Origin of the sequence: Cobetia sp. ICG0124 (assembly GCF_004006355.1) — a bacterium.
GTDB lineage: Bacteria > Pseudomonadota > Gammaproteobacteria > Pseudomonadales > Halomonadaceae > Cobetia > Cobetia marina.
Genome location: NZ_CP024893.1, coordinates 1812800 through 1839316 on the forward strand (window position 1 = coordinate 1812800; position 26517 = coordinate 1839316).

Genomic DNA, 26517 nt, shown 5'->3' on the forward strand with positions numbered 1-26517 from the left:
CCCGCTCGCGAGACAAATAAGATCTCGACGTCGTCTGGATAAGCAGAGCTAATGCCTGAGCTGAGAAGACGAGGCCTCAGGTCACGGCGTCTCTCGACAGATGCACTATCCAGTCCGGCTCATCCGGTCCGTCTCATCCAGACAGACAAAAGCCCCCGCCGGCAGACTGGGTCAGGCGCAGCTGGTGCAGGTAGTGCATATGGCGCTCGTACTGTTCGAGCAGATCATTGATCACCTGGTCCTTGCTGTAGCCCATCAGATCATAGGACTGGCCGCCTTCCTTGAGGAAGACCTCGGCACGACAGTAATCCTCTTCATCGCCTTCGTCTTCCTGATCCAGATTGAGGTCCGGACGCAGGTGGGAGCGAATGCGCACGCCGTAGATGAAGTCATCTTCCTCGCCATGGCGCGCATTGAAGTAGACGCGATCACGACTGATGGTGACTTCCACCTCCAGCCCCTGACCACGCAGCTCTTCCGCCAGCTCCTGCATGCCCTGCGCGACGGTACCGCGCAGGAACCCCCGCACCATGGCGCGCGTCGGGAAGCTCATCAGGTGCTGGGCACGCTTGCGCCAGTTGCCCTTCTCGCCCATCGGGGTCGCCGCTGCCGTGTTGACGGACAGTGAACGCCGCTTGACGGACTCGAGATTGAGCTGGCGCAGCAGCCCGAAGATCGACGCCAGCAGGATCATCCCGAACGGCAAGGCAGTGGCGATGGTGGCCGTCTGCAGTGCGCCCAGCCCACCGGCCAGCATCAGGACGATCGCCAGAATGCCCACCGCGAAGGCCCAGTAGATACGCTGCCAGGTCGGGGTATCTTCCCGCCCGCCGGAGGCCAGCATGTCGACCACCATCGAGCCGGAATCCGCGGATGTCACGAAGAACACGATGACCATCACCAGCGCGATCACCGAGGTGATGGACGCCAGCGGCAGCTGCTCGAGGAAGGTGAACAGGGCCAGCGAATAGTTGTCGTTGACGGTATCGACCAGCGCCGTGACGTTCTGCTCCATGATCATCGAGATGGCCGTGTTGCCGAAGATGGTCATCCACAAAAGGGTGAAGCCGGCCGGCACGAACAGCACGCCGATCACGAATTCCCGGATGGTACGACCGCGCGAGACACGCGCGATGAACATGCCGACGAACGGAGACCAGGACATCCACCAACCCCAGTACAGCAGCGTCCAGCCACCGATCCAGTCGTTGGGCTCATAGGCATAGAGTTCGAAGGTCTTGCCGACGATATCGGCCATGTAGAAACCGGAATTCTGCACGAAGGCCTTGAGCAGGAAGGCGGTCGGCCCGAGCAGCAACACGAACAGCAACAGCACGACGGCAAGCCCGAGATTGACCTCGGACAGGATGCGGATGCCCTTGTCGAGCCCGGTCACCACCGAGATGGTCGCAAGGCCGGTGATCACGACGATGATCGCCACCTGGGTCCAGTCATTGTTGGGCATGCCGGTCAGGTGCGAGAGCCCGGCGTTGACCTGTGCCACGCCGTAGCCCAGCGTGGTGGCAACCCCGCAGACGGTGCCGACGATGGCGAAGATGTCCACCGCATGGCCGATCGGCCCATGGATACGCTCACCAATCAGCGGATACAGCGCGCTGCGCAACGTCAGCGGCAGTTCATGGCGATAACTGAAGTAGGCCAGAATCAGCGCGACGATGGCATAGATGGACCAGGCGTGAAGCCCCCAGTGGAAGAAGGTCAGCTTCATCGCTTCGCGCGCGGTCTCCACCTCTTCAGGGGTACCGGTCGGCGGATTCAGGAAATGCATCACCGGTTCGGCGACACCGAAGAACATCAGTCCGATGCCCATGCCAGCCGAGAACAACATCGCGAACCAGGTGACGTTGCTGTAGTCCGGCAGCGAGTGATCCGGACCAAGACGAATCTCGCCGTGGCGCGAGAAACCGACATAGATCACGGAAATGAGAACGATCGCGACACACAGGATATAGAACCAGCTGACGGTATTGGTGATCCAATGCTGGACCGAGTCAAATACCGACATGGCCGTGTCCGAGAACACTGCCGTGAAGATCACCAATAGCAGGATGATGGCGTTGGCGCAGAAGAAGACTGGCGGATTGACCTTGGCAAACAGGCCTGAACGAGACTCCTTGCCGGGCTCTCCGCCACCCTCGCGCTGTCACTTGCCCTGTTGACTGCCCTGCCGGCCGCTTCGGCAATGGCCGGTCCGGGGCACCCACGACTGGATGGCCCGGGGCCCGGATATCTTCATCGGGCATGGTGGCCCTGGGCCGCTGGTACGCTGGGCCCCGGGCGGCCCCGGCCACGGGCATGGACTGCCGGCAGGCGCTCGCGGCATCTGGGTTGGCGCCACTCTCTACTACCTGGCGGCGGGCACCTATTACCTCTGGGAGGCCAGCCAGCAACAGTACCTGCCAGTCCAGGCCCCTGCTCCGGCGACACTCTCCGCCCCCGCGGTGGATGTCATCGCATATCCCTCCAAGGGGCAGAGCCAGGACCAGCAGGCCAGGGATCGCTACGAGTGCCATCGCTGGGCCAATCAGGAAAGTGGCGCGGATGCCAATTCCGCCGCCCCGCCGGTGACCGCTGGCAATGCCGACACCTATCGTCGCGCATTGAGTGCCTGCTTCAGCGGACGCGGCTACAGCGTGCAATAAGTCAGCCGCGACGCTTCTGGTGGCGCTCGCGGTTGTTGTCACGCGCCGCACGGGATTTGCGCAACATCACCAGCGTTGCCCCCAGGCCACCATGACGCTGCGGAGCACTGCTCCAGGCTTGCACCTCCGGCATCTGTTGCAGCCAATGCACCAGGTAGGAGCGAATCAAGGCAGCATGCGATTCACCATCACGCCCCTTGCCATGGATCACCAGCAGCGAGCGCAATTCACTGCCCCAGGCATCCTGAATGAAGCGATGGACCTCTCGACGACACTCGATCAAGGGCCGACGCATCAGATTGAGCTGTGCCTCCGGGGGGTAGCCGCCCTGACGCAGACGGTCCAGCACGCCCACCTGAATGCCATCACGCCGATACTCGACCGGATCATGCGGCGACAGATGCTCCACGTAACTGTCTGACAACCCATCCAGCTCATTGCCCAGCGCCTTCTGGGCCTCTTCCCGACGGGCCAGCTGTGCTTCGCTCGGTGCCCTGGGCCCCGTGGCCACATCCGCGCGATCCTTGCCACGCGTCAGAGGAGCAACACCTTGCATCTCACGACTGAACAGCGCATCCGCTTCATCAGGGGTGATCTCGCGCGAATGCGCTGCCGACATCATTGCAGGGGAAAAACGTGACATGGCACCCTCCAGTCTTCACCAGGACGTGGCAATCACAAACGACGACGCCCCGAGACAGAGAATGCCTCGAGGCGTCAGCCAAGCTCAAGCGTCCATGCCAAATTCGTGCGTCCACACGTCTGGCGTCACGACGGGATCAGTGACCCGTCTTGAGCTGTTCCCAGTACTTCTGATAGATCGACAGCGCATCGCCGACATCGGTCTGGAACTCGCCACGTGCGAGATCCTGCTGCGTCGGGAAGACCACCGGATTGTCACGCACCTCGGGGTCCATCATCTCCTTGGCGGCAAGGCTCGGCGTGGTGTAACCCACGTATTCGCTGATCTCCTTGCTGACTTGCGGGCTGATCAGATAATCGATGAACTGATAGGCCGCATCGACGTGACGCGCATTGGACGGGATGGCCATGGTGTCCATCCACAGTATGATGCCTTCCTCGGGATAGACGTAATTCACCGGTACGCCTTCCTCATTGGCCTGGTAGACCTCACCGTTCCAGATCAGACCGGCATCGACCTCGCCCTGCATGAACGGCACACGCGCCGCATCGGAGTTGAAGGCGCGAACATTGGGCATCAACTCGGTCAGCTTCTCGTACGCCGCCTTGATCTCGTCCGGGTCCGTGGTATTGCCGCTGTAGCCCAGGCTTGCCAGCGCGACATGGAAGACCTCGCGCATGTCATTGGAGAGCAGCAACTTGTCACGATACTTGTCATCCCACAGATCGTTCCAGCTGGTCAGCGCGCCCTCTTCGACATAGTCAGGGTTGTAACCGATCCCGGCGCTGCCCCACATGTAAGGCACGCTATATTGATTGCCCTTGTCGAAGTCGCGGTCGACCAGGTTGGGATCGAGATCCTTGAAATGGCTGAGCTTGCTGACATCCAGCTTCTGCAGCAGATTCTCGCGCGCCATCTTGTCGATGTAATACGTCGACGGGAAGACGAGATCGTAGCTGTTGTCGCTGTCCAGCAGCTTCAGCTTGGCGTACATCGCTTCGTTGGAATCGAAGGTGGAATAGATGACATCGATACCGGTCTGTTCTTCAAAGCGCTCGATGACCTCATCGGGCATGTACTCCGTCCAGTTGTAGACGTAGAGCACCTTGTCGCTGTCATCCGCGGCCAGAACGGGGGCGGATGTCGCCACGGATGCCAGGCTGACGGCAGCCATCAGGCCAGCGGCGCGCAGCGGGAAACGGGAACCTTGCATGTTATTTTTTCTCCTTGATCAACCACTGGGAAATCACCAGCAGACAGAGTGACAATCCAAGCAGCAGAGTTGCCAGTGCATTCACTTCAGGCTTGAGCCCCAGGCGCACCATGGAATAGATACGCAGCGGCAGAACTTCAAAGGTCGGACCGGTGACGAAGGTCGAGATCACGACATCGTCCAATGACAGGGTAAAACTGAGCAGCCAACCCGAGGCTATCGCCGGCATCAACGCTGGCACCAGCACATGCCAGACGGCTCGTGCTTCGCTGGCCCCCAGATCACGTGCGGCCTCCAGCAATTGCGGATTGATCCCCGACAGGCGCGAATACACCGTGATCACCACGAAGGGCAGACAGAAGGTGGCATGAGAGACCAGCAACGAGAGGTAGCCCAGCTGGATGCCCAAGGCGATGAACAGCGCCAGAAACGCGATCGCCATCACGATGTCCGGCATCATCATCACGGTAAACAGCATGCCGTTGAGCAGCGGCTTCCCCCGGAAGCGATAACGGTACAGCGCCGTGGCGGTCAGGGTGCCGATCAGCGTGGCGAGAGTCGCCGCCGTCACGCCCAGCCACAGGGTATTGAGCGCAGCATCCATCAGATTGGCGTTGCCCAGCAGCTTGTCGTACCAGCGCAGACTGAAGCCACCCCAGAGGAACGGATTGCGCGAATCATTGAAGGAAATCCCGATCAACACCAGGATCGGCACATACAGCAGCGTGAAGATCAGCGTCATGTAGCAACGACTGAACACGCGCAGGGGGCGGCTCAGGCTCATAGTGTCACCTCCCGCTTGAAGAGCTTCACGCTGCGGTAATACGCAAGCAGCAGGAAGGCCATCACCAGTGTCAGCATCACGCTGATGGCCGCCCCGAAGGACCAGTTGTTGGCTTCCAGGAACTGACCCTTGATGATGTTGCCGATCAAGGGATGACGCGAGCCACCCAGCAGATCCGACACATAGAACATGCCCATCGCCGGCAGGAACACCAGCAGCACGCCGGCGATGATGCCGGGCATGGTCAGCGGCAACACCACATGACGGAAGGTGGCCAGACCATTGGCGCCGAGATCGCGTGCCGCCTCCAGGGTCGGACGGCTGAGCTGCTCGAACACCGCGTAAAGCGGAAGAATCATGAAGGGCAACAGCATGTAGACCAGCCCGATGATCACCGCCTCCTCGGTATACAGAAGCCGCAGGGGAGTATCGATCAGCCCCAGAGTCATCAGCACATCATTGAGCAGCCCACGGGTCGCGATCAGCGTGCGCAGGGCATAGATGCGAATCAGCGAGTTGGTCCAGAACGGGATGATCACCAGCAGCAGCAGCAGCGGCTGCATCCGGGGGCTGGCACGCGAGATCATCCAGGCGAGCGGATACCCGAGCACCAGGCAGATCAGGGTCGTGACCAGGCCGATCCACAGCGAATGGCCAAACACTCCCAGATAGACTGGACTGATCATCTGGCCGTAATTGGTCAGCAAGCCCTGCCAGAGCGTGGCAGGCGAGATGTCGCCACTCAGTAGCTGCCCACTGCCCTCGGGCATCAGGCTGACCAGTACCACCAGCAAGGTGGGCGCCAGTACCAGCACGATCAGCCAGCCCCAGATGATGGTCAGCGTGGCCGTCTTGAAGGGATTGCGCACCACACTCACGTCCCCGCCTCCACGGGGGCATCATCCGGCAGGATGATTTCCCAGTCCGGCACCCAGCTGACCTTGACGCGCTCACCGAGGCGATAATCGAAGTCCGGATCATCCTCATCGAAGAACTCGCTGGCCAGCAGCTGCTGGCCACTGTCGAGCTCCAGCACCGTATCCAGCGTCATGCCCTTGTAGTTGCGCTCGATGACACGGGCCGCGAAGCCTTCGCTGTCCTCGGCGGACTTGAGTCGCATGTCCTCCGGGCGCAGCAGCACCTGCACCGCCTCGCCACCCAGGTATTCGCGGCCGTGGCTGCTCAGCTCCAGCGACTTTCCCAGCACCTCGACATGGATGCGCCCCGGCGTTGTCGAAGGCCGCTCGACGCGTGCCGCCAGCTGATTGATCTCGCCGACGAAGCGCGCCACGAACAACGTGCTCGGCGACTCATAGACTTCACGCGGCGTGCCGATCTGCTCGATCCCCCCTTCCCGCATCACGACCACACGATCGGACATGGAGAGCGCTTCCTCCTGATCGTGGGTGACGAAGACGAAGGTGATGCCCAGACGGCGCTGAAGACGCTTCAGTTCATTCTGCATCTGCTTGCGCAGCTTGTAGTCCAATGCCGAGAGCGGCTCATCCAGCAGCAGGACACGCGGGCGCTTGATGACGGCGCGGGCAATGGCGACACGTTGCTGCTGGCCACCGGAGAGCTGGTCCGGACGACGGTCGGACAGATGCGCCAGTTGCACCATTTCCAGCGCTTCCCGCACACGCTCGTGGATCTCGGCCTTGGGCACCTTCTCCATGCGCAACCCGAAGGCCACGTTGTCGTAAAGATTCATGTGCGGAAACAGCGCATAACTCTGGAAGACGGTATTGACCGGACGCAGGTGCGCAGGCGTGTGCTGCAATGCCGCGTTCTCGAGCGTGATGGTACCCGCATCAGGGTCCTCGAAGCCTGCGATCAAGCGCAGTACGGTCGTCTTGCCACACCCTGAGGGGCCTAGCAGGGTCACGAACTCACCATCCTTCAAATCCAGATCCAGGCTGTCGAGCACCTTGCGCTCGCCAAACGTCTTGGTGATGGAGCGCAACTTGACCAGTGGGGTCGTCTCAGGAGCAGAGCTATTCATCGGCAGGGGGTCACCTCCAGCGGGAAACGCGCGCGTCTCCCTGATACATGAAATGGCGCGCCGGAAATGACGCGCCACACTGTCGAGTCACCTCACCGACACTGGGCAGAACCTCCACTAGCCCACAGTCCATGCGTTCCTTCTCGGCCTGACGCGCCTGAGCCAACGCTTCTCGCAAGGGCTCCAGACGAGGGTGCGGCGCTTCGCCGGCCTCGCCTGCCGGCAGATCCCAGGGCAGCGCTCGCGCCAGCTCCCAGAGCGTATAGTGATTGAGATCACGTCCCAGCACCCACTGACCATCCTGGGTCTGGCTGGCGATGTTCTCCTCAATCAAGGGCTTGAGTACACGACGATAGCGGCTGCCCAACACCTCGGTCAGGCTGTCATCCGAGAGCGGCTCGCCCCGTTCATGCGCATCCTTGAGCAGCATCACGGCCCCCAGGGTCTGCCAGAACGGTGGCCAGCGATGCCAGTCAGCGTTGGAGCGCTCCCCCATCCAGGCCGCCACTTCCGCCCCAAGCAACACGATGCACCAGGACAGGAAGACCCACAGCAGGAACAGTGGCACTGCCGCGAAGGCACCATAGATGGCCTGATAGGACGGGAACTGCGTGACGTAGAACGAGAACCCGGCCTTGGCCAGTTCCAGTGCCAGAGCTGTCGTCACCGCTCCCACGGCCGCATCGCGCAGGCGCACCTTGCAATTGGGTACCGCGGCATAGATGAAGGTGAAGGCCACCGCGCTCAACAATGGTGGCAACAGGCGCAGCAATACCGCCTTGCCGCCCAGCATCGAGGCCGCTGAATCGAAGAACGACAGCGAAGTCAGATAGGAAGACAGCAGGAAACCAGACCCCAGCATCAGCGGCCCGAGTGTCAGTACCGCCCAGTACATCAGAAAGCTCGACAGCCCCTTGCGCCCTTCCGGTACCTGCCAGATGGCATTGAACGCCCCTTCGATGGTGATCATCATCAACACCGAGGTGACGAACAGAAAGATGAGGCCCACGGAGGTCAGATTGCGAGCCTGGCCCGAGAACTCATTGAGGTACTCAAGCACCGTCTCGCCGGTGGAGGGCAGGAACTGGGCAAAGACGGTGGTCTGCAGTTGCTGCCCGACACCGTCAAAGCTCGGGATGACGGCGAACATCGAATAGATCACCGTCATCAGAGGCACCACCGCGAACAGGGTGGTATAGGTCAAGGCGGAGGCAGTCTTCTTGCCATCGTGATAGTTGAAACGTGAGACCAGCTTGAGGACGACCCCGATGGCAGGCGTCATCCGCTTGAGTTGTGGCAGTTGTGGCATTCTCATGCGCCCCTCTACAATGCATCCCTGATTCCAGTACGTCCCCCGATACGACACCCTATGTGCTCGTGCTTTATTACTCGCGTCACGGTGCGACCCAGACCCTGGCGGAGCAGATCGTCGCTGGCATCGAGTCCATTCCGGGAATCCAGGCCCGCCTGCGCCGTGTCCCCGAAGTCTCGACGACCTGCGAGCAGACCACGCCGGAAATCCCCGACAGCGGTGCCATGTATGCCACCCTCGATGACCTGCGTCAGTGTGCAGGCCTGGCACTTGGCAGCCCGACCCGTTTCGGCAACATGGCCGCTCCGCTGAAGTACTTCCTCGACTCCACCAGCGAGCTGTGGATGAACGGGGCACTGATCGACAAGCCCGCCACCGCCTTCAGTGCCTCAAGCTCACTGCATGGCGGTCAGGAAACCACCTTGATGACCATGCTGGTGCCTCTTCTTCACCACGGCATGGTCTATGCGGGTGTGCCCTACAGTGCCACTGAATTGCTGGAAACCACCCAGGGCGGCACGCCCTATGGCACCACCCATGTCAGCGGCAAGCGCGGTGACAATGACGTGAACGACCATGAGAGACGCCTGGCCGTCGCACAAGGCAAGCGCATTGCGCGTCTGGCCCTCGCCATGCAACCCCTCAGGGAGAACCGATAGATGCGCGCCTGGCTTGAACGAATGGAACGCGAACAAGGCCTCGACACCCTCGAGGCCAAGAGCCGCCGCGGCGTGATCGTGAGCTTCGCGGCCCTGGCCGTCATCCTGCTGGTAGGTGGCATCCAGTTGATGGCCCAGAGTGACAATACCGGCCTGGTGCCGTTGTTGATTCGCCTGCTGCCCATTGCCCTTTTCCTGCCCGCCGTGCTGACTCGTCGCGCCCGCGGCCACGTCTGGCTGGCCTTCGTCAGTCTGCTCTATCTCATGCAGGGCGTGATGCTGGCCAGCGTACCCGGCCATGGGGTGATCGGCATACTGGAGGCGCTGGCGGCACTTGGCCTGTTCCTCGCCAGCATGGCGTATGCTCGCTTTCGCTCGCGCAATCTGAAGCGTCAGCCTCAGTCGTGATCGCCAGGCGTGGCGTGAGGCGCTGCGTCAGACGCTACCGGTGATGTTCGGCTATATCCCGCTGGGAGCCGCCTTCGGGGTGCTGTTCACCCAGTTGCCCCTGAGCCCCTGGCTGGGACTCTTGATGTCGGTGATCATCCTGGCGGGTGCCGGGCAGTTCCTGGCAGTCGCTCTGCTGGGCGCTGGAGCGGGTGTCACGGAGGTGGCCGTCGCCACCCTGCTGCTCAACTCACGCCACCTGTTCTATGGCCTGTCATTGCTGGAGCGTTTCCGCGAGGCCGGAATCGCCAAGCTCTATCTCATCTTCGGTCTCACCGACGAGACCTACTCGCTGCTATCCAGCCTGCCGCGCAGCGGTGAGCGGGATGACAAGGCCGCCAGGCGCAATGATCAGCGTCTGATGCTGCGCATTACGGCGCTCAACCAGCTGTGGTGGGTATTGGGGACCGCACTGGGACTGGCGGCCGGCCAGCTTACCTTCGACAGCAGCGGCATCGAATTTGCCCTCACTGCCTTGTTCGTCGTGCTCGGCATCGAGCAATGGTACGCATTGCGGGAACGCTGGCCCTTCCTGCTGGGCCTGGTGATCACCCTGGCGGGGCTATGGGTGCTGCCCCAAGACCAACTACACGATGACAACGACCCAGGCACTGCTGCTGATCGGCGTGGCCGCGCTGGCGACCTTCGCAACACGCGTGACCCCCTTCCTGTTTCTCTCACGCCATTCCGCACATCCCTTGATCCTGCACATGGGTCGCTATCTGCCGGCCATCGTGATGGTCGTGCTGATCATCGTGTCCCTGTCTGCCATGTCGTTGCCCGGCCGCAGCGAGCTCTGGCGCGACTGGCTGATGCAGGCCGAAGGGGCCGGCATGCTGATATCCGCCGCCTGCGTGGCCGGCCTTCACCTCTGGCGACGCAATGCGCTGCTCTCCATCGCCGTCGGTACCGGTCTTTACATGGCGTGGGTACAGCTCGGCCCCATGGCACAGGCCTGAGGCCCTTGCGATCTGGCGCTCGACGGTACACAGTCCTTACATTACATGAGCAATTCATCAAGGGAGCCCACCATGAATCGCGATATCGCTGACGTGCGCAGAACCTACTCCGGTGATGGCCTGAATCTTGACAACACCCCGGCCGAACCCTTCGAGCAGTTTCAGGAATGGCTGACCAGCGCACTCTCCGCCGATGACAACGATGCCAATGTGATGACGTTGTCCACCGTGGACAGCCAGGGCAAGCCGCACGCGCGCATCGTGCTGCTCAAGGGATACGACGCGCAAGGGTTCATCTTCTATACCAACTATCAGAGCCACAAGGGCAGCGAACTGGCCAATATGCCGCATGCGGCCTTGACGTTCTGGTGGCCTGCCATGGAGCGCCAGGTCCGTATCGAGGGTCGCGTGGAGAAGGTCTCGGACGCCACCTCGGACCACTACTTCGCCTCCCGTCCCAAGGAAAGCCAGCTGGGCGCCTGGGTCTCGCAGCAGAGCGTCGAGATTCCGGATCGCGACTGGCTCAGCGAGAGACAGGGTCGCTTCGAGAAGGTCTATGCCGACAGTGATGTCCCGCGCCCTGAGCACTGGGGTGGCTATCGCGTGGTGCCCGAGATGATCGAGTTCTGGCAGGGCCAGCCATCACGCCTGCACGACCGGGTCCGTTATCAGCGTCTGGATACCGAAGACAATGAGTGGCACAAGGTGATGCTCGCACCGTGAGGAGGCCACATGGCCTGGGACGACAGTGCAACACCCAAGGTGGCTCGTCAGACGCTGGTAGATCGCCTGCTGGCAAGCTACACACCTTCCGATCACCATGGCATCTCGCTGGTGGATCACGCCGTGGTCGGCAATGTGCTCTACACCGTGCTGGAGCATCCCCATGGTCATACCTTCATTCGCCAGCATCTGATGCAGGCTCCCCGACAGGGTGACCCCAGCCGCTGGGAATACCATATCCGGGATGAAGGCACGCCAGATATTCCGCTGCAATGCCCACCGGCACTCCTGGCGCAGTCCACTGCCCCCGGTGAGATTGCCGCCCAGTGGCGAGAGGCGACCCGCGCCGCGCGTGAGGATGTCGCGGCGCGCAAGCGCAAGATCAAGAAGCTCAGGAAAGGCGAGCGCCTTGCGGCACTGGATGGCAGCGAGGTGATCTTCGTGCGGGCTTTCACCGCCAGCCTGTTCATCGGGCGAGCTCCCGACGATACCGAGGAGGAGGAATACGAGTATCACTGGGAAGACATCGCGTCATCTGTGAGACCCCATGCAGCCACAAGCCGACCCGTTCATCGTTCCGCCCTGTCGTGAGACCTACAAGGTGCTTTACGCGGATGAGGACATCCTGCTGATCCACAAGCCTAGTGGTCTGCTGAGCCTGTCGGGCAAGCATCCGCTCAATCTGGACTCGCTGCACCATCGGCTGGTCAAGGAATACCCGACCGCCAAGCTGCTGCACCGTCTGGATCTCGGCACATCAGGCATCATGCTGGTGGCACTCAACAAGCCGGCCAACGGCAACCTGACGCGCCAGTTCCAGGCCCGGACCATCGACAAGTCCTACCGCGCGATGCTGCTGGGACACGTCGAGCAGGACAGTGGACGGATCTCGCTGCCGATTGCCAAGGACGTGGATCAGTTCCCGTTGCAGAAGATCTGCCATGAGACAGGCAAGACCGCCATCAGTGACTATCGCGTGCTTGAGCGGCTCGAGGCCCCCAGGCGTACCCGGGTCGAATTCACGCCCGTCTCCGGGCGCACCCACCAGCTGCGCATCCACAGTCAGCAGTTGGGCCACCCCATCCTGGGCTGCGATCTGTATGCCAGTGATGAAGCCTTCTTCATGGCCGAGCGCCTGATGCTGCATGCCGAGATGATCGCCTTCGATCACCCGGTCAGCGGCGAGCGCATGCAAGTCCGCAGCCCCTGCCCCTTTTGAGCTTACTGAGCCGTTGCCGGCAGCCACTCATTGACGATATCCGGATGGCTTTCCACCCACGCCTTGGCCGTCTCGTAGGGGTCTGCATCATCTTCCTGGTTGTTGAGCATCACCTCGCCCATGTCCGCCGGGGTCCAGGCGAAGTTGTCCAGGATCGCGTAGACCTCCGGCATGTCCTCCTTGAGCCCCTTGCGTGCCAGGGTATGGATCTCCTCGGCACCGCCATAGACACCCTTCGGATCCTCCAGGTACTTGAGGTCCCAGCGCGCGAACATCCAATGGGGGGTCCAGCCGGTCACCACGATATCCCGCTCGCCCTTGATGGCATTGCTCAGTGCTGCGGTCATGGTCGCACCGCTACCGGTCGTGAGGTCGATATCCTCGAGATCGTAATCCTCGAGCACCTGCTCGGTGAGTCGGGTCAGGCCGGCGCCTGGCTCGATACCGACGATACGCTCATCAATCTCGTCGGCATGCGAGGTGATGTCCTCGATGGACTCGAGCTTGCTGTACGCCGGGACCACCAGGCCAAGCTTGGTGCCCTCGAGGTTGACTCCCAGGTCCTCGACCTTGGGCCCGACCTTGGCCATGTAGTCTTCATGGGTCGTGGGGAGCCACGCACCGACCATGCCATCAGCATCACCAAAGGCGACCGCCTGGAACATCGCGGCGGCGGACAGCGCCTTGAGCTCGACGTTGTAGCCCTGGGCTTCCAGCACCGCTTTCACGACATTGGTGGAGGCGACCTCGGAGGACCACTCGACATACGCCAGGGTGACATCTCCCTTGTCACCTGCCGCATGAGCCGCGCTGACACCGACCACCGAGGATGACATGGCGGCCCCCAGCAACAGTGCCTTGGCGGTGATGGTCACTTGGCGGTGATGGTCAGATGGCTACGTGAAGTACCTTGCTTATTCATCAACTTCCCCTTTATTTGAATCTACTTATTTCTTAGGTGAGTCACCTCAGGAGCGCGACTTCTTTTCCTTGCTCAAGGTCTGGGTCAGGCGGTCAAGCAGCATGGCCAGGATCACCACCGCGATACCCGCTTCGAACCCATCTCCGGGACGCAGACGCTGGATCGCCTTCCAGACCTCGTTGCCCAGACCATCGGCGCCGATCATGGCCGCGATGACGACCATCGACAGGGCCAGCATGATGGTCTGGTTGATGCCCGCCATCACCGTCGGCAGCGACAGGGGCAGCTGCAGCTTGAAGAGCTTCTGGCGACGGGTGGACCCGAAGGCATCTGCGGCCTCGATCAGCTCCTTGGGCACCTGACGAATCCCCAGGGTAGTGAAACGGATCGCCGGCGGCATCGAGAAGATGACCGTAGCGAAGATCGCCGAGACTGACCCGATACCGAAGAAGGGAATGGCCGGGATCAGATAGACGAAGGCCGGCATCGTCTGCATGAAATCCAGAACCGGCATGATGACCCGATAGAAGCGATCCGACAGCGCCGCCAGAATGCCCAGGGGGATGGCGATGACCACGGCCACCAGCGTCGCGATGACCACCAGGGTGAGCGATTCGATCATCGGATCCCACAGATCCAGATTCCAGATGAGGCCGAGGCCCAGGATGGAACCGATCGCCAGGCGAGTTCCCGCCAGCCGCCAGCACAACAGCGCGACCAGTGCGATCAAGGCCCACTGAGGCATCCACATCAGGGCGTCATTGAGCGCACCGATGCCGGTCTCGGTGAACTTGGAAATGGCGCGGGTCACGCTGGAATAATTGTTGGTCAGATAATCCAGCCCTGCCTCGATCCAGTCACCCAGCTCTATCTTCGGAATGGTGAAACCTGTCGATTCACTCATGCATGCGCCTCCCCTGCTTCGGCCAGCTCAGCCAGTACGGATCCCTTGACCACGACTCCCATCAAGCGCGATTGCTCATCCACGACTGCCAGCGGGTGGTGATGGCCGGCAAACATCGCGAACAGGTTGTGCAAGGGCTCATCAGGCGAGACCCGACAGCAATCGGAGTGGATCAGACTGGAGAGATCCGTGAGGTTCTCACGCACCGCACGCTCGGCATCTTCTGCCGTCACGATTCCCAGAACGGTACGGTCGCGGCGCACCACGAAGAGACTGTCCAGGCCGTTTTCTCCCATCTTGCGCAATGCCGTACGGGGGCCATCATCGTCTCGCGCAGTGGCACGGACATCCGTCATGGCGGACTGGGCGGTCAGAATCCGCGACATGTCCACGCCTTCGACGAAGCGCGCGACATAATCGTCAGCGGGCTCGGTGAGAATGGTCTCGGGAGTGCCGATCTGGACGATTTCACCATCCTTGAGCAGGATGATGCGATCACCGATGGACAGGGCTTCATCCAGATCGTGGGTGATGAAGATAGGCATCCTCCCACCCGTCCAGTCCTACCTGCTTGAGTGCGTCACGCCCGCGCTGGAAACAGACTTCCTTCGCCTCGCCGCGCACTTCAAGGCCGTACTCGGCATTCTGTTGAACCGTACGATGAGGGAAGAGCGCAAAGTTCTGGAAGACCATCGAGAAGTGCTTGCGACGACAGCGCAGCAGCGATTTCTCATCCAGCTTGGCCACGTCCTGACCGTCGATCAGGATCTCGCCTTCTGTCGGGTCGATCAGACGATTGAGACAACGGATCAAGGTGGACTTCCCGGAGCCGGACAGCCCCATGATGACCAGCAGCTCACCTTCCATCACATCGAAATCGACATTGGACAGGCCCAGTGTCTGGCCGGTCTTTTCCAGAATTTCAGGACGTTTGAGTCCCTGGTCACGCAGAGTGAGCGCCTTGTCAGGCTGGTTACCGAACACCTTGCTCAGGTTGCGCACCCGGATCTTCACATCGCGAGTGTCAGTCATTGGCTTTCCTGTTGTGAGTGCACAGGGAAGCGCATCAGGCCTTGGATTCAAGCCTCAGGCGTTGCCAATCACTGGTGGGCTCATTGAGTCGGATACTCGCATCGATGACCTGTTCCTCCATGTTGTAACGACAGGTGAACCCCAGATGCTTCATCAGTGCACGCATCGGGTGATTGTCCATCATGATCTTGCCTACCATCTCGAGAGTGCCCAGCGAGCGGCAATAGCGCAGCATCTTTTCCATCAACAGTCGCCCGATCCCCTCACCTTGCAGGTCATCACGAATGATCACCGAGAACTCCGTGCGAATGTTGTCAGGGTCATTCCAGACCCGCACCACTCCCAGCATTTCACGACGTGAGCCGCCCTCCTCCTGCTCACTGACTTCACGCTCGGCGATGAATGCCATCTGGCGGTCATAATTGATCTGGGCCAGCAGCGCCAGATCGCGTTGCGTCAGGGAAGCCTTGTGATGGAAATAACGGAAACGAATGCTTTCCTCGGACAATCTGGCATGGAAAGCGGTGATCAATGGCGCATCCTCTGCACGAATCGGCCGCACTTCCACCTCGGTGCCATCCTCAAGCCGCACCCACTCCCGCAGCTCTTCCGGGTACGGCATGATGGCGAAGCGCGCGGGCTTGCCCAGATCCAGCGTGAAATCCACCGCGACGGCCTCATCACGATTGAGCAGCAACGGATTGATCTCCAGCCCCCGAATGTCAGGCAAATCCGATGCCAACTGCGACAATTTGATCAACAAGGTACACAGGCGCGCGATATCCCGCTCGGGGTCCGGCGAGTGCTCCTCGATCAGACGCGAGGCATGACTGCGCGAGATGAGCTCGCGTGCCAGCGTCATGTTGAGAGGTGGCAAGGCAACCTGGCGGTCTACCAGCACGTTGACCTTGTAGCCCCCCAGCCCGAAGACCACCACCGGCCCGAACTCCTCGTCACGCGTGATGCCCGCACTCAATTGCAGCGAATGCTTGCCGCGGCGCATCGGCTGCAGGCAGAACTCATGGATGCGGGTGCGTTCGCTGCCGCTGCGTCCCCGCTCGTCATCACGCTCGCTCACCTTGCTGGTGATGCGACGCATGGCCAGGGCGATGTCTTCCGGGCCATTGAGATCCTGGACCACGCCAGAAGACAGACGCTGCGGGAAGCGGCGATAACGGAAGGGCTGGCTGTTGTGCTCGTGGACCACCCGCAAGGCGAAGGGCCCCCAATGGCCTGCGCGGCTTCGGCGGCATCAGACACATAATGACTGGCAGCTGTCGCGATGCCATAGGTCTCCAGTACCTGAGCCGTTTCAGAATGGGTCAGCCATTCACGACCGGCACGCCGAGCGCTGTGCACCAGATCATGTGCTCGGGCGCGAATCTCGGCGCTGGTGGTGAAGGACAGGCTCGGCGGGGTCTGCTGCAACAGGGACTGCACCCGCTGGTAATCCACCATCTGCAGGAAGGCCTTGACGCCCTTTTCGGGTGAGAGATAGGTCGGGATACCCGCAGCGTGGCAGGCATGACGTGCCGCCAGCGCCTGCTCGAGCCCCATCCAGCTGGTCAGCAGATTGCGCCGGAACTGCTTGCGATGCGTGATCAGGGCCTCGGCCGTGTCCTTGGATGGTGCAAGTCTTGTCGGCGCATGCACGACGAGCACCGCATCGACTCCCTGATCATTGGCCACGATGTTGACTGCGGCAACGAAGTCTTCGGGCGTGGCATTGCCCCCCAGATCCACCGGATTGCGACCGGGCAGGCTGACATCCAGCTGATCCTTGAGCAGCGCATCCCGACTCTCCTTGCTCAGCTCGGCAAGCTTGCCGCCTCCCGCCATCAGCTTGTCGATCGCCAACAGGGCCGGCCCGAGACCATTGGAGACGATCGCCAGCCGATCGCCCCGCAGCGGTTTCATGCGGTTGAGCGTCTCGAGGGCATCGAACATGTCCTCGCTGTCATTGACGCGTACCACCCCAGCTCGCGCCAGCGCGACGTCCACGATCTGGTCGCGATTGGGGATGCCGGGGGTGACGTGAGTCCCGAACAGGTCGGCCTCGGGCGTGCGACCGCTCTTGATCGCCAATACCAGTCGGTTGCGAGAGGCCTCGCGCAGCGCAGTCATGAAGTGCATCGAGTCATGGATGCGCTCGAGATGCAGCAAGAGCGCCTGGGCATGCCCATATTGATTCAGGTAATCAATCAGGTCAGGCAACATCACGTCGACGCTGTCTCCCAGCGTCACCAGATGGGAGAAGCCGATACCGCGCCCCGCTGCCCAGTCGATCATGGCATTGCCCAGCATCCCCGACTGCCCCAGATAGGCGACCTTGCCCTTGGCGACAGGCTGACCACTGAAGGAGGCATTCAGATTCCGATTGGGCACGCAGACCCCCATGCACTCCGGGCCCAGCAGACGTATACCACTGCCACGTGCCGCCTTGAGCAGACGGCTGTTGAGACTCTCCTGATCCGGATGGATGCGCAGTCCGTCACGCGGGCCAGGGAGCTTGCCGGCGACGGTGCCACTCCTCCGGAGATCAACAGCGCGGCCTTCACGCCGCGACGCCCCAGCTTCTCGACGATGCGCGGCAAGGTCTCGGCAGGCGAGCACAGGATGGCGAGGTCCGGCATCGTGTCCAGCTCACTGATCCGGCGCACACAGGGCACTCCATGCACCGTGTCATAGCCCTTGGGATTCACCACGACAAGCGTGCCCTTGAACCCGCCTTCCAGCAGGTTTCTCAGCACCTGGCCGCCCAGTGAGTGTGTCTTTTCCGAGGCCCCGATCACCGCGATACTGGTGGGCTCGAAGAAATTGCGCAGAAATCGCATCCCCATGGAGGTGTCCTGTCAGCCGGTGCGCATCCAATGCGCGATGCCACCAGCATGCCGCGAAAGTGAGTGCCTGAACAGGCACATGCCGATGATCACCTCTTATATCTCTCATAGCGACTGTGGCAATCATTTCATGGGTCCGACACATCCCGAGAGCCCATTGCGCCTGCAGGCCATCCAGCGTCAGCTGGCATTGAGCGGCGTGATTCAGCATGTCCAGCAATACGATGCACGCCCTGCCACGCTGGAACAGCTGGCAAGAGTCCATCCGATGCGCCACCTGCAGGCTCTCGACAAGTGCCCGCCCCAGGCAGGTCAGCTGCTGGCGCTCAGCGAGGACACCGTGATGTGTGCAGATAGCCTGGTGGCGGCACGTCTCGCGGCAGGGGCCGTCGTGCGTGGGGTCGACCAGGTGATGCGCAATCAGGCAGACAACGTCTTCTGTGCCGTGCGCCCACCGGGCCATCATGCCGAACGCGCGGATGCCATGGGCTTCTGCTTCTACAACAACGTGGCAGTAGGCGCGCTGCATGCCCGCCAGCAGTACGGCGTCAGACGCATCGCCATCCTCGATTTCGATGTTCATCAGGGCAACGGCACGGTAGATATCTTCAAGCATGACCCCGACACGCTGGTCTGCTCATCGTTCCAGAACGCCATGTACCCCTGGCGCTATCTCGAGAGCCGCTGGGAGCACATTCACAATACCCCGCTGGCAGAAGGCTGTGGTTCGCTGGACTTTCGCCATGCCATCGAAGCGCAATGGCTGAAGAAGCTTGATGATTTCAAGCCGGAGCTGATCCTGATCTCGGCAGGCTTCGACGCGCATCGTGAGGATCCGATGGCCGAACTGTGTCTCGAGGACGACGACTATTACTGGATCACGCGCCTGGCGATGGACGTGGCCAGGCGCCATTGTCAGGGACGTGTCGTCTCGGTACTGGAAGGCGGCTACTGCCTGGAAGCGTTGGCACGCAGCACTGAGGCCCATGTCAAGGCACTGGCGGGTCCCATGAGTACACCGACTGACAAGGATGCCGCGGTCCGGATCGCTTCCGGCCGCAAGGCCTTCGTTGAGCCCCTCAAGCTTGGAGAGAGGGTCAAGCAGATCCGTCTCGCCAATCATTGGACCCTCGAGGACGTCAGCCAGCGTACCGGGCTTGCACGCTCTACGCTGTCCAAGATCGAGAATGAACAGATATCCCCCACCTTCACCGCCGTCCAGAAGTTGATCAATGGTCTCAATATCGACCTTCCTCAACTGCTGAGTCCTCCCAAGCGACAGAGCGGCACGCTGGGCCGACGTGATCTGACGCGCCTCGGTGAAGGCAAGAGCCACCCGACCCCGACCTATGAACATGAGCTGCTTTCCTGGCAGCTGGCTCAGAAACGCATGATTCCCTTCAAGACCCGGGTGCGCGCTCGCAGCTTCGAGGAGTTTCCCGACTGGGTGCGCCACGACGGCGAGGAATTCCTGATGGTGCTAGAGGGCAGCATTCTACTGTATTCCGAGTTCTATGAACCCTTGCCTCTCGGAGATGGAGACAGCATCTATTTCGACTCCGACATGGGCCATGCTCTGGTTTCCACCAGCGAAGACGATGCCGTAGTGCTGTCGGTCTGCACGCGCAACGACGCCGATCTCAGTCATGTTGGGCGGCGTCGCCTCGCCAGATGAGCTGACCACATTCACGCAGGTCATACCCTCCCAACGACTGTGCCAGCTGGATGCCATTGGGCGTGGACAGATAGTCCAGCAGGCCCTGGAAGAGGTCGCGGAAATAGACGTTGCGTGGCACGACCAGATCAAAGGCCTCTTCACAGACCGGCACGAATCCGAGACCGAATTCATTCGCGGCGGATAACGTCCCCGGCCCGACATCCACCTCCCCGCGCGCGACGAGTGATGCGACCTCTCGCTCCGAGTAGGCGATGGCGAGGGTGTTGAGCTGCTCCGGGCGCATCTGATGGCCGGACAGCCACTCCTGCAGGAAGCGCTGCGAACCGGCCCCCTCCTGACGCACTACCCAGCGCCGTTGAGACCCGAACAGACCACCGGGATTGATCGGCAGGTGGCGATCTTCCTGACGAATGATCAGCCCCTGGGTGCGCCGGGCCAGCCGGACCAATACCCACTGACGATAACCATCGTGCCCGCGGATCAAGGCCGGATGGCGAAGCGATGCTTCCTCGGCACGCCCCCAGTGGATGGCACAGACATCGGCTCGCCCCTGACTCAACAGATCCAGCCCCAGGCGTGTCCCGGTGACACTCATGCCATAGAAGGCACTGCCATCGTGCTGCTGGTTGAGTCGCATCGTCAGCGCTGCCAGCAAGGGGTCATCGCTACCGGTGATCATCAAGCGATCCGCCAGCACCCCATGATGGCTGGACTCCAGAATCCATTGCTCGACCAGACGCCGCGGGAAAAGCCATTTTCCGGTGACCTTGGTGGCCGGCATGGTGCCCTCACTGGCCAGCTGATAGATCTTCTTTTCATTGAGGTGCAACAGTCGTGCGACCTCATGGACCGTCAGAAAGGGGTTGTCATGTCACCGGCACGCAGTGGAGGGATGGCGTCCAGTACCATCCGACCGGCAGGGTCCACCACCTGGAAGTGGCTGCCCTTGGCACGTGCGATCAACAGCACCCCGAAGCGGCTTGCCAGCTCAACGCCCTTCTGGGTCACCCCGGAGCGTGAGACCAGCACCGAAATGCCCGCCTGCGCCACCTTGAGCACCATCTCCGAGGTCAGACGCCCCGTGGTGTAGAAGATATTGGCACCCCGGTAATCCGTCTCGTCCTCGCGCACGGGCGAGAGCCAGTTCAGTCCTGCCAGGGTATCGACGGCATTGTGGCGACCGACATCCTCGATGAATGCCAGCACCTCATCATCCCGGCACAGCGCACAGCCATGTACCGCCCCCGCCTTGCGGTAGGTGGCATTGTGGGCCGCGAGAGATGCCAGCAGCTGATACAGCACACTCTGCTGAAAGGGGCGATCATCAAGCGCCTCCAGCGTCTGACGCTCCAGCAGATTGCCAAAGACGGTTCCCTGGCCGCAGCCGGTAGTGACGGTACGCTTGCTCAGTCGCTGCTCGATATCCTTAGGTAGATGGCGCGTCACCACCGAGGCGCTTTCCACCTCCCAGTCCACTTGCAGCGCCTCCAGGTCTTCGATATCTCCCAACAGGCCCTGATTGCGCAGATAGCCCGCCACCAGCGCCTCAGGCTCGGCCCCCAGCGTCATCAGAGTGACGATCTCACGCTTGTTGAGGTAGATCGTCAGCGCGCGCTCGGCGGCGATCGACTGCGTCTGGCGCTGGCCTCGCTCATCCATCACGACGATGTCCAGCGTGGTGGGCAATCGAGCATTGCTGATGACCGGAGGCATGGAGGTTTTCATGGCGTCGGGCTGATCCATTGGGCGACAGAATTCGCCGGTCTGGTCGGCAGCTTCGACAAGCCCAATTACGTCAACGTCAATCTCGACATCTGTGCTCATTCAAGTGCGGGCAGCATCGGGTGTACACGTTGTCTTTCCTCCTGCAGCGCCGATGCCATCTTCTCCGCGGCGGGACGCCGCAACGCGCATATCGAGATCGACCCGTACCTCTGCCATGGTGCCGCCAGTTGCGTGAGTGCCTGCCCGACCGGTGCGCTGAGCTTTACCCAGCCGCCACTCGAACAGCGTCTCGAACAGATCCAGCGTCTGCTTGAGCGCTATCAGGATGCAGGGGGCACGCAGCCGATACTGCGCTACCGCCTCGAGTCTGCCAGTGACCGCCACTCGCCGTTGGCACCTGAGGATCAGGAACGCTGCCTGGACATCGCACTGGATGAAATCAGCGCCACCGGGCACGACGAGTGGCTGGCCGCGTTGGCGCTGGGCGCCACCCAGGTCATCGTCGAACTGCCTCGGACACTGCCTGCCGGTCAGCACCAGCAACTCGAGCAGGAACAGCGTCTGTGCAATGCGTTGCTGGAGAGCATGCAACTGGCCAGGCCTCGCCCATGACGCTCGTCAGTCCGCTCTGCCTCGCGCTGGCGCCCGGTGCCGATCGCGAAGAGGACGGCCAGCCGGGCCTGCCGATCGCGCGTGACTGGCTGTTGGGTCAGCCGGATGCCCGACCCGGCAAGCGTGAGCGCCTGAATCGTGTACTGGATCACCTGGCCACGCTGGCCGCCGCTGACCTGGCGCAGACCGCCATCGAGGTACCTGCCGGCGCGCCCTTCGGCGCGATTCAGGTCGAAAGCGATGGCTGCACCCTTTGTCAGGCCTGTGTCGCGGTCTGCCCGACCAGCGCACTGTCCGCCAACCGCACCTCTCCGGCACTGTCCTTCACCGAGGGAGATTGCGTGCAATGTGGCCTGTGCGAGCAGTCATGCCCCGAGAGCGTCATCACTCTGACGCCGGGCTTTTCCGCACAACCAGAGGTGCGCCGTGAACCGCGCCTGCTCAAGCAGGACACGCCGTTCCCCTGCATCAGCTGCGGCACCCCGTTCGGCTCCACCGCCACCATCACGGCGATGCAGACCAAGCTGGCCTCCCACGCCTATTTCCAGGGTGACGGTGCGCTGCGCCTCAAGATGTGCAGCGATTGCCGCGTGAAGGATATCTGGCACGAAATGGCCCGCAATCCCGATGCTCAACTCAAGGTCTGAGTCCATGCCTTCATCGCTGATCAGCCACAGTGCCGAGCAACAGGCACTGCGGGCCGATCTCTACCGCCTGCTGGCTCGTCTGCTGCGGGCAGCGCCCGATCAGCCACTCATCGACTTCCTGGCGGCGCTGGAGCCTGAGGCCATCACCATGCCCGGCGCGGATCAGCAGCAACTGCCCAGGGCGCTGGCCTCGCTGTCTCTATCGGCGCGCGTCAGTGACCCTCGACGACTGGAGGATGAGTATTTCCAGGCACTGGTCGGGGTCGTGCAGGGCGAAGTGGTGCCGTATGCCAGCTGGTACCTGACCGGCTCATTGATGGAAATGCCGCTGGTGGCACTGCGCCATGATCTCAAGCGCCTCGGTTTCGAGCGCGAAGCCGACGTTCGCGAGCCGGAGGACCACCTGGGGGCTCTGTGCGAGGTCATGGCCATGCTGATCGAGGAGCTGCCCGGCGAACAGGTCAACTTCTTCCGTCAGCATCTGGCGAACTGGGGTGAGCGTTGCTGTGCCGACCTTGCGCGCCGCAAGAGTCCTTTCTATGCCGCGGTTGGCTATCTTGGCCAGGCATTTCTGGCAGCCGAACGACGCAATCTCGGAGAGATGTCATGCGACTGACCCCCACCCCCTCCAGCACGGAGAGTACGGGACTCGGCATCAACCGCCGCCAGTTCCTGAAGCGCAGCGGTGTTGCGACCGGCGGCCTTGCCGCGGCCAGCTTCATGGCCACCCCGATGATGAAGCGTGCCGAGGCCAAGACGGAAGTCTCACAGGCACCTGTCGAGACCAAGCGCACGATCTGTTCCCACTGCTCCGTGGGCTGTGGCGTCTATGCCGAAGTCCAGGAAGGCGTCTGGACCAAGCAGGAACCCGCCTTCGATCACCCCTTCAACCGCGGCGCGCATTGTGCCAAGGGCGCCTCGCTGCGTGAGCATGGTCACTCTGATCGTCGTCTGAAGTATCCGATGAAGCTCGAAGGCGGCAAGTGGAAGAAGCTGTCCTGGGAGCAGGCCATCGAGGAAGTCGGCAACAAGGTACTGGAGCTGACCGAGCAGCATGGCCCGGACAGCATCTACTGGCTCGGCTCGGCCAAGTTCAGTAATGAACAGGCCTACCTGATGCGCAAGTTCGCAGCGCTGTTCGGCACCAACAATGTCGATCACCAGGCGCGTATCTGCCACTCCACCACCGTCGCCGGCGTCGCCAACACCTGGGGCTATGGCGCGATGACCAACTCGTTCAACGACATGCACAATTGTCGTTCGATCCTGTTCATCGGCTCCAACCCCTCCGAAGCCCACCCGGTGGCGATGCAACACATCCTGCTGGCCAAGGAGCGCTCCAACGCCGAGATCATCGTCGTCGATCCGCGCTTCACCCGCACGGCAGCGAAAGCCAACAAGTACGTTCGCCTGCGTCCAGGCACCGATGTTGCCTACATCTGGGGACTGCTGTGGCACATCTTCGAGAACGGCTGGGAAGATGAGGCCTACATCCAGCAGCGCGTCTACGGCATGGACGAGGTACGCGCGGAAGTCGCCAACTTCCCGCCCGACGTGGTCGAGCGCATCACCGGTGTCGGTGAAGCCGACATGCTCGACGTCGCACGTCGACTGTCCCAGAACCGTCCGGGAAGTGTCGTGTGGTGCATGGGTGGCACGCAGCACACCACCGGCAACAACAATACCCGCGCCTACTGCATTCTGGAGCTGGCACTGGGCAACATCGGCAAGTCCGGTGGCGGCGCCAACATCTTCCGGGGTCACGACAACGTTCAGGGCGCCACGGATCTGGGCCTGATGTCCCACTCCCTGCCAGGTTACTACGGCCTCTCCGAAGGGGCGTGGAAGCATTGGGCCAAGGTATGGAACGTCGACTTCGACTGGATCCAGAACCGCTACGACCAGACCGAGTACCACGACGGCAAGCCGATGCACACCAACGGCATCACCGTCTCGCGCTGGGTCGATGGCGTGCTCGAGGACCCGGATCGCATCTCCCAGCGCACCGCGCTCAAGGCGATGTTCTACTGGGGGCATGCCGTCAACTCCCAGACCCGTGGACCCGAGATGAAGAAGGCCATGGCCAAGCTGGACATGATGGTGGTGGTCGACCCCTACCCGACCATCGCCGCCGTCATGCACGACCGCACCGATGGCGTCTACCTGTTGCCGGCCGCGACCCAGTTCGAGACCACCGGCAGCGTGACCAACTCCAGTCGCTCCCTGCAGTGGCGTGATCAGGTCATCGAACCGATGTTCGATTCCAAGCCGGATCACGAGATCATGTACCTGCTGTCCCGCAAGCTGGGCTTTGCCGACGAGCTGTTCCGCAACATCAAGGTCGAGGGCAGCGTGCCGGTGGTCGAGGACATCACCCGCGAATTCAATGCCGGGATGTGGACCGTTGGCTATACCGCCCAGAGTCCCGAGCGCCTGAAGGCACATCAGAAGAACTGGCATACCTTCGACTTCGAGACACTCAAGGCACGGGGTGGTCCGGCAAATGGCGACTTCTACGGTCTGCCATGGCCGTGCTGGGGAACGCCGGAGATGGGCCATCCGGGCTCGCCCATCCTGTATGACACCTCCAAGACGGTAGCCGAAGGCGGTGGCAACTTCCGCGCCCGTTACGGCGTGGAACACAACGGCACCAATATCCTGGCCGAGGGCTCCTGGTCAAAGGGCGCCGAGATCGAGGATGGCTATCCGGAGTTCACCGACAAGCTGCTCAAGCAGCTGGGCTGGTGGGACGACCTGACGGCCGAGGAAAAGCAGGCGGCGGAAGGCAAGAACTGGAAGACCGATCTTTCCGGTGGCATCCAGCGCGTGTGCATCAAGCATGGCTGCATGCCGTACGGCAACGCCAAGGCACGTGCCCTGGTGTGGACCTTCCCGGACCCGATCCCCAAGCACCGCGAGCCGCTGTATACCGCGCGCCGTGACCTGGTGAAGGACTATCCGACCTGGCCGGATTCCGAATCCATCTATCGCTTGCCGACGCTCTACGCCTCCATTCAGGAGAAGGACGTCAGCGCCAAATACCCGATCACCCTGACCTCGGGCCGCCTGGTGGAATACGAAGGGGGTGGCGAAGAGACACGCTCCATCCCGTGGCTGGCCGAGCTGCAGCAGGAGATGTTCGTCGAGATCAATCCGGCGCTGGCCAATGACCAGGACATCAAGGATGGCGACATGGTATGGGTCGAGGGTGCCGAAGGCGGCCGCGTGAAGGTCAAGGCGCTGGTCACCGAACGAGTCGGGCCGGACGTGGTCTTCATGCCCTTCCACTTCGGGGGCCACTACGAGGGCGAGTCCCTGGAGTCACGCTACCCGGAAGGCACGGTGCCCTACGTGCTGGGTGAGTCCGCCAACACCGCGACGACCTATGGCTATGACCCCGTGACCCTGATGCAGGAAACCAAGGTCACGCTGTGCCGAGTCAGCCTCGCCTGAAGCGCGTCCCGACCATGACTGTCGATGATCAGAAATATCCGGCCTGTCGTCTGAACCACTCGACGACGGGCCGTGAAGGA

At 61.8% G+C, this 26517-nt stretch carries 26 protein-coding genes and 3 pseudogenes; 14 read left to right on the plus strand and 15 right to left on the minus strand.

Annotation, left to right across the window (positions count from 1 at the left end):
• Window positions 1-133: 133 nt before the first annotated feature.
• Window positions 134-2119, minus strand: coding sequence for a choline BCCT transporter BetT (gene betT, locus CU110_RS08370; RefSeq protein WP_127735474.1), 1986 nt, complete (start codon window positions 2117-2119; stop codon window positions 134-136).
• A gap of 112 nt (window positions 2120-2231) precedes the next feature.
• On the opposite strand from betT, the gene CU110_RS08375 reads away from it, so the two are divergent.
• A complete protein-coding gene (locus CU110_RS08375; protein WP_205694015.1) occupies window positions 2232-2663 on the plus strand; it encodes a hypothetical protein in 432 nt (143 codons plus the stop codon).
• Between the two features lies 1 nt (window position 2664).
• Here CU110_RS08375 and smrA read toward each other — a convergent pair whose 3' ends face one another.
• The 6 genes from smrA to CU110_RS08405 form a co-directional block, all read right to left on the minus strand.
• Window positions 2665-3306: a DNA endonuclease SmrA gene (gene smrA / locus CU110_RS08380; protein WP_308483181.1), complete on the minus strand. Its 642-nt coding sequence runs from the start codon at window positions 3304-3306 to the stop codon at window positions 2665-2667.
• A 136-nt stretch (window positions 3307-3442) separates the two neighbouring features.
• A complete protein-coding gene (locus CU110_RS08385; protein WP_205632690.1) occupies window positions 3443-4519 on the minus strand; it encodes an extracellular solute-binding protein in 1077 nt (358 codons plus the stop codon).
• A 1-nt stretch (window position 4520) separates the two neighbouring features.
• Window positions 4521-5303: a spermidine/putrescine ABC transporter permease PotC gene (potC, locus tag CU110_RS08390; protein ID WP_077376552.1), complete on the minus strand. Its 783-nt coding sequence runs from the start codon at window positions 5301-5303 to the stop codon at window positions 4521-4523.
• Complete coding sequence (gene potB, locus CU110_RS08395; protein WP_084208711.1) at window positions 5300-6181, minus strand: spermidine/putrescine ABC transporter permease PotB; 882 nt, start codon at window positions 6179-6181, stop codon at window positions 5300-5302. The genes potC and potB overlap by 4 nt, the downstream gene beginning before the upstream one ends.
• Entirely contained in the window at window positions 6178-7305 is a 1128-nt protein-coding gene (potA, locus tag CU110_RS08400) for a spermidine/putrescine ABC transporter ATP-binding protein PotA (RefSeq protein ID WP_084208712.1), read from the minus strand. The genes potB and potA overlap by 4 nt, the downstream gene beginning before the upstream one ends.
• A gap of 10 nt (window positions 7306-7315) precedes the next feature.
• Window positions 7316-8620 (minus strand): YihY family inner membrane protein, encoded by a 1305-nt coding sequence (locus CU110_RS08405; RefSeq protein WP_205694016.1) that lies wholly within the window; start codon window positions 8618-8620, stop codon window positions 7316-7318.
• Between the two features lie 56 nt (window positions 8621-8676).
• Here CU110_RS08405 and wrbA point away from each other — a divergent pair, with 56 nt between their 5' ends.
• From wrbA to CU110_RS08440, 7 genes and pseudogenes are all read left to right on the plus strand, one after another.
• A complete protein-coding gene (gene wrbA, locus CU110_RS08410; RefSeq protein WP_240665325.1) occupies window positions 8677-9276 on the plus strand; it encodes an NAD(P)H:quinone oxidoreductase in 600 nt (199 codons plus the stop codon).
• Between the two features lie 21 nt (window positions 9277-9297).
• Complete coding sequence (locus CU110_RS08415; RefSeq protein ID WP_240665326.1) at window positions 9298-9684, plus strand: DUF2069 domain-containing protein; 387 nt, start codon at window positions 9298-9300, stop codon at window positions 9682-9684.
• A 43-nt stretch (window positions 9685-9727) separates the two neighbouring features.
• Window positions 9728-10147: pseudogene (locus tag CU110_RS16895) on the plus strand (AzlC family ABC transporter permease); the annotation flags it as partial.
• 169 nt (window positions 10148-10316) lie between these two features.
• The gene (locus tag CU110_RS08425; RefSeq protein WP_127735477.1) at window positions 10317-10682 is read left to right on the plus strand and encodes an AzlD domain-containing protein; all 366 of its coding nucleotides are present in this window, start codon (window positions 10317-10319) and stop codon (window positions 10680-10682) included.
• A gap of 72 nt (window positions 10683-10754) precedes the next feature.
• A complete protein-coding gene (gene pdxH / locus CU110_RS08430) occupies window positions 10755-11405 on the plus strand; it encodes a pyridoxamine 5'-phosphate oxidase (RefSeq protein ID WP_084208715.1) in 651 nt (216 codons plus the stop codon).
• A 9-nt stretch (window positions 11406-11414) separates the two neighbouring features.
• Complete coding sequence (locus CU110_RS08435) at window positions 11415-11996, plus strand: hypothetical protein (RefSeq protein ID WP_127735480.1); 582 nt, start codon at window positions 11415-11417, stop codon at window positions 11994-11996.
• Complete coding sequence (locus CU110_RS08440; RefSeq protein ID WP_084208716.1) at window positions 11953-12624, plus strand: pseudouridine synthase; 672 nt, start codon at window positions 11953-11955, stop codon at window positions 12622-12624. Before CU110_RS08435 ends, CU110_RS08440 begins: the two co-directional genes overlap by 44 nt.
• Before the next feature lie 2 nt (window positions 12625-12626).
• Here CU110_RS08440 and CU110_RS08445 read toward each other — a convergent pair whose 3' ends face one another.
• The 6 genes and pseudogenes from CU110_RS08445 to CU110_RS16910 all read right to left on the minus strand — a co-directional run bounded on the left by CU110_RS08445 (window position 12627) and on the right by CU110_RS16910 (window position 18322).
• Window positions 12627-13460: a glycine betaine ABC transporter substrate-binding protein gene (locus CU110_RS08445; RefSeq protein ID WP_127736831.1), complete on the minus strand. Its 834-nt coding sequence runs from the start codon at window positions 13458-13460 to the stop codon at window positions 12627-12629.
• A gap of 132 nt (window positions 13461-13592) precedes the next feature.
• Window positions 13593-14450 carry a proline/glycine betaine ABC transporter permease gene (locus CU110_RS08450; protein ID WP_084208717.1) on the minus strand — a complete coding sequence of 286 codons (858 nt, stop codon included), beginning with the start codon at window positions 14448-14450 and terminating at the stop codon, window positions 13593-13595.
• Window positions 14447-15482, minus strand: a pseudogene (locus CU110_RS08455) (ATP-binding cassette domain-containing protein). Before CU110_RS08455 ends, CU110_RS08450 begins: the two are co-directional and overlap by 4 nt.
• A 34-nt stretch (window positions 15483-15516) precedes the next feature.
• Window positions 15517-16581: a GNAT family N-acetyltransferase gene (locus tag CU110_RS16900; RefSeq protein WP_240665327.1), complete on the minus strand. Its 1065-nt coding sequence runs from the start codon at window positions 16579-16581 to the stop codon at window positions 15517-15519.
• Window positions 16557-17867: a hypothetical protein gene (locus CU110_RS16905; RefSeq protein ID WP_240665328.1), complete on the minus strand. Its 1311-nt coding sequence runs from the start codon at window positions 17865-17867 to the stop codon at window positions 16557-16559. The genes CU110_RS16900 and CU110_RS16905 overlap by 25 nt, the downstream gene beginning before the upstream one ends.
• Entirely contained in the window at window positions 17849-18322 is a 474-nt protein-coding gene (locus CU110_RS16910) for a CoA-binding protein (RefSeq protein WP_240665329.1), read from the minus strand. Before CU110_RS16910 ends, CU110_RS16905 begins: the two co-directional genes overlap by 19 nt.
• Before the next feature lie 85 nt (window positions 18323-18407).
• Between CU110_RS16910 and CU110_RS16135 the strand changes: the two are divergent.
• Both CU110_RS16135 and CU110_RS16140 read left to right on the plus strand, forming a co-directional pair.
• Window positions 18408-19328, plus strand: a pseudogene (locus CU110_RS16135) (histone deacetylase family protein); the annotation flags it as partial.
• 3 nt (window positions 19329-19331) lie between these two features.
• The gene (locus CU110_RS16140; RefSeq protein ID WP_205694101.1) at window positions 19332-19997 is read left to right on the plus strand and encodes an XRE family transcriptional regulator; all 666 of its coding nucleotides are present in this window, start codon (window positions 19332-19334) and stop codon (window positions 19995-19997) included.
• On the opposite strand, the gene CU110_RS08470 is transcribed toward CU110_RS16140, so the two are convergent.
• Complete coding sequence (locus CU110_RS08470; RefSeq protein WP_240665330.1) at window positions 19963-20829, minus strand: helix-turn-helix transcriptional regulator; 867 nt, start codon at window positions 20827-20829, stop codon at window positions 19963-19965. The genes CU110_RS16140 and CU110_RS08470 overlap by 35 nt on opposite strands.
• 23 nt (window positions 20830-20852) lie before the next feature.
• Window positions 20853-21713, minus strand: a complete 861-nt coding sequence (locus tag CU110_RS08475) for a formate dehydrogenase accessory sulfurtransferase FdhD (RefSeq protein ID WP_127735487.1) — start codon at window positions 21711-21713, stop codon at window positions 20853-20855.
• Window positions 21714-21839: 126 nt separating this feature from the next.
• Between CU110_RS08475 and CU110_RS16145 the strand changes: the two genes are divergently transcribed.
• From CU110_RS16145 to CU110_RS08495, 4 genes are read left to right on the plus strand one after another with little or no spacing between them, the layout of a single operon-like run.
• Window positions 21840-22337 carry a 4Fe-4S dicluster domain-containing protein gene (locus CU110_RS16145; RefSeq protein WP_276317921.1) on the plus strand — a complete coding sequence of 166 codons (498 nt, stop codon included), beginning with the start codon at window positions 21840-21842 and terminating at the stop codon, window positions 22335-22337.
• A complete protein-coding gene (locus CU110_RS08485) occupies window positions 22334-22984 on the plus strand; it encodes a 4Fe-4S dicluster domain-containing protein (RefSeq protein ID WP_127735493.1) in 651 nt (216 codons plus the stop codon). Before CU110_RS16145 ends, CU110_RS08485 begins: the two co-directional genes overlap by 4 nt.
• Window positions 22985-22988: 4 nt before the next feature.
• Entirely contained in the window at window positions 22989-23600 is a 612-nt protein-coding gene (locus CU110_RS08490) for a molecular chaperone TorD family protein (protein ID WP_127735496.1), read from the plus strand.
• Window positions 23591-26437 carry a molybdopterin-dependent oxidoreductase gene (locus CU110_RS08495; RefSeq protein WP_084208726.1) on the plus strand — a complete coding sequence of 949 codons (2847 nt, stop codon included), beginning with the start codon at window positions 23591-23593 and terminating at the stop codon, window positions 26435-26437. The genes CU110_RS08490 and CU110_RS08495 overlap by 10 nt, the downstream gene beginning before the upstream one ends.
• Window positions 26438-26517: the final 80 nt, after the last annotated feature.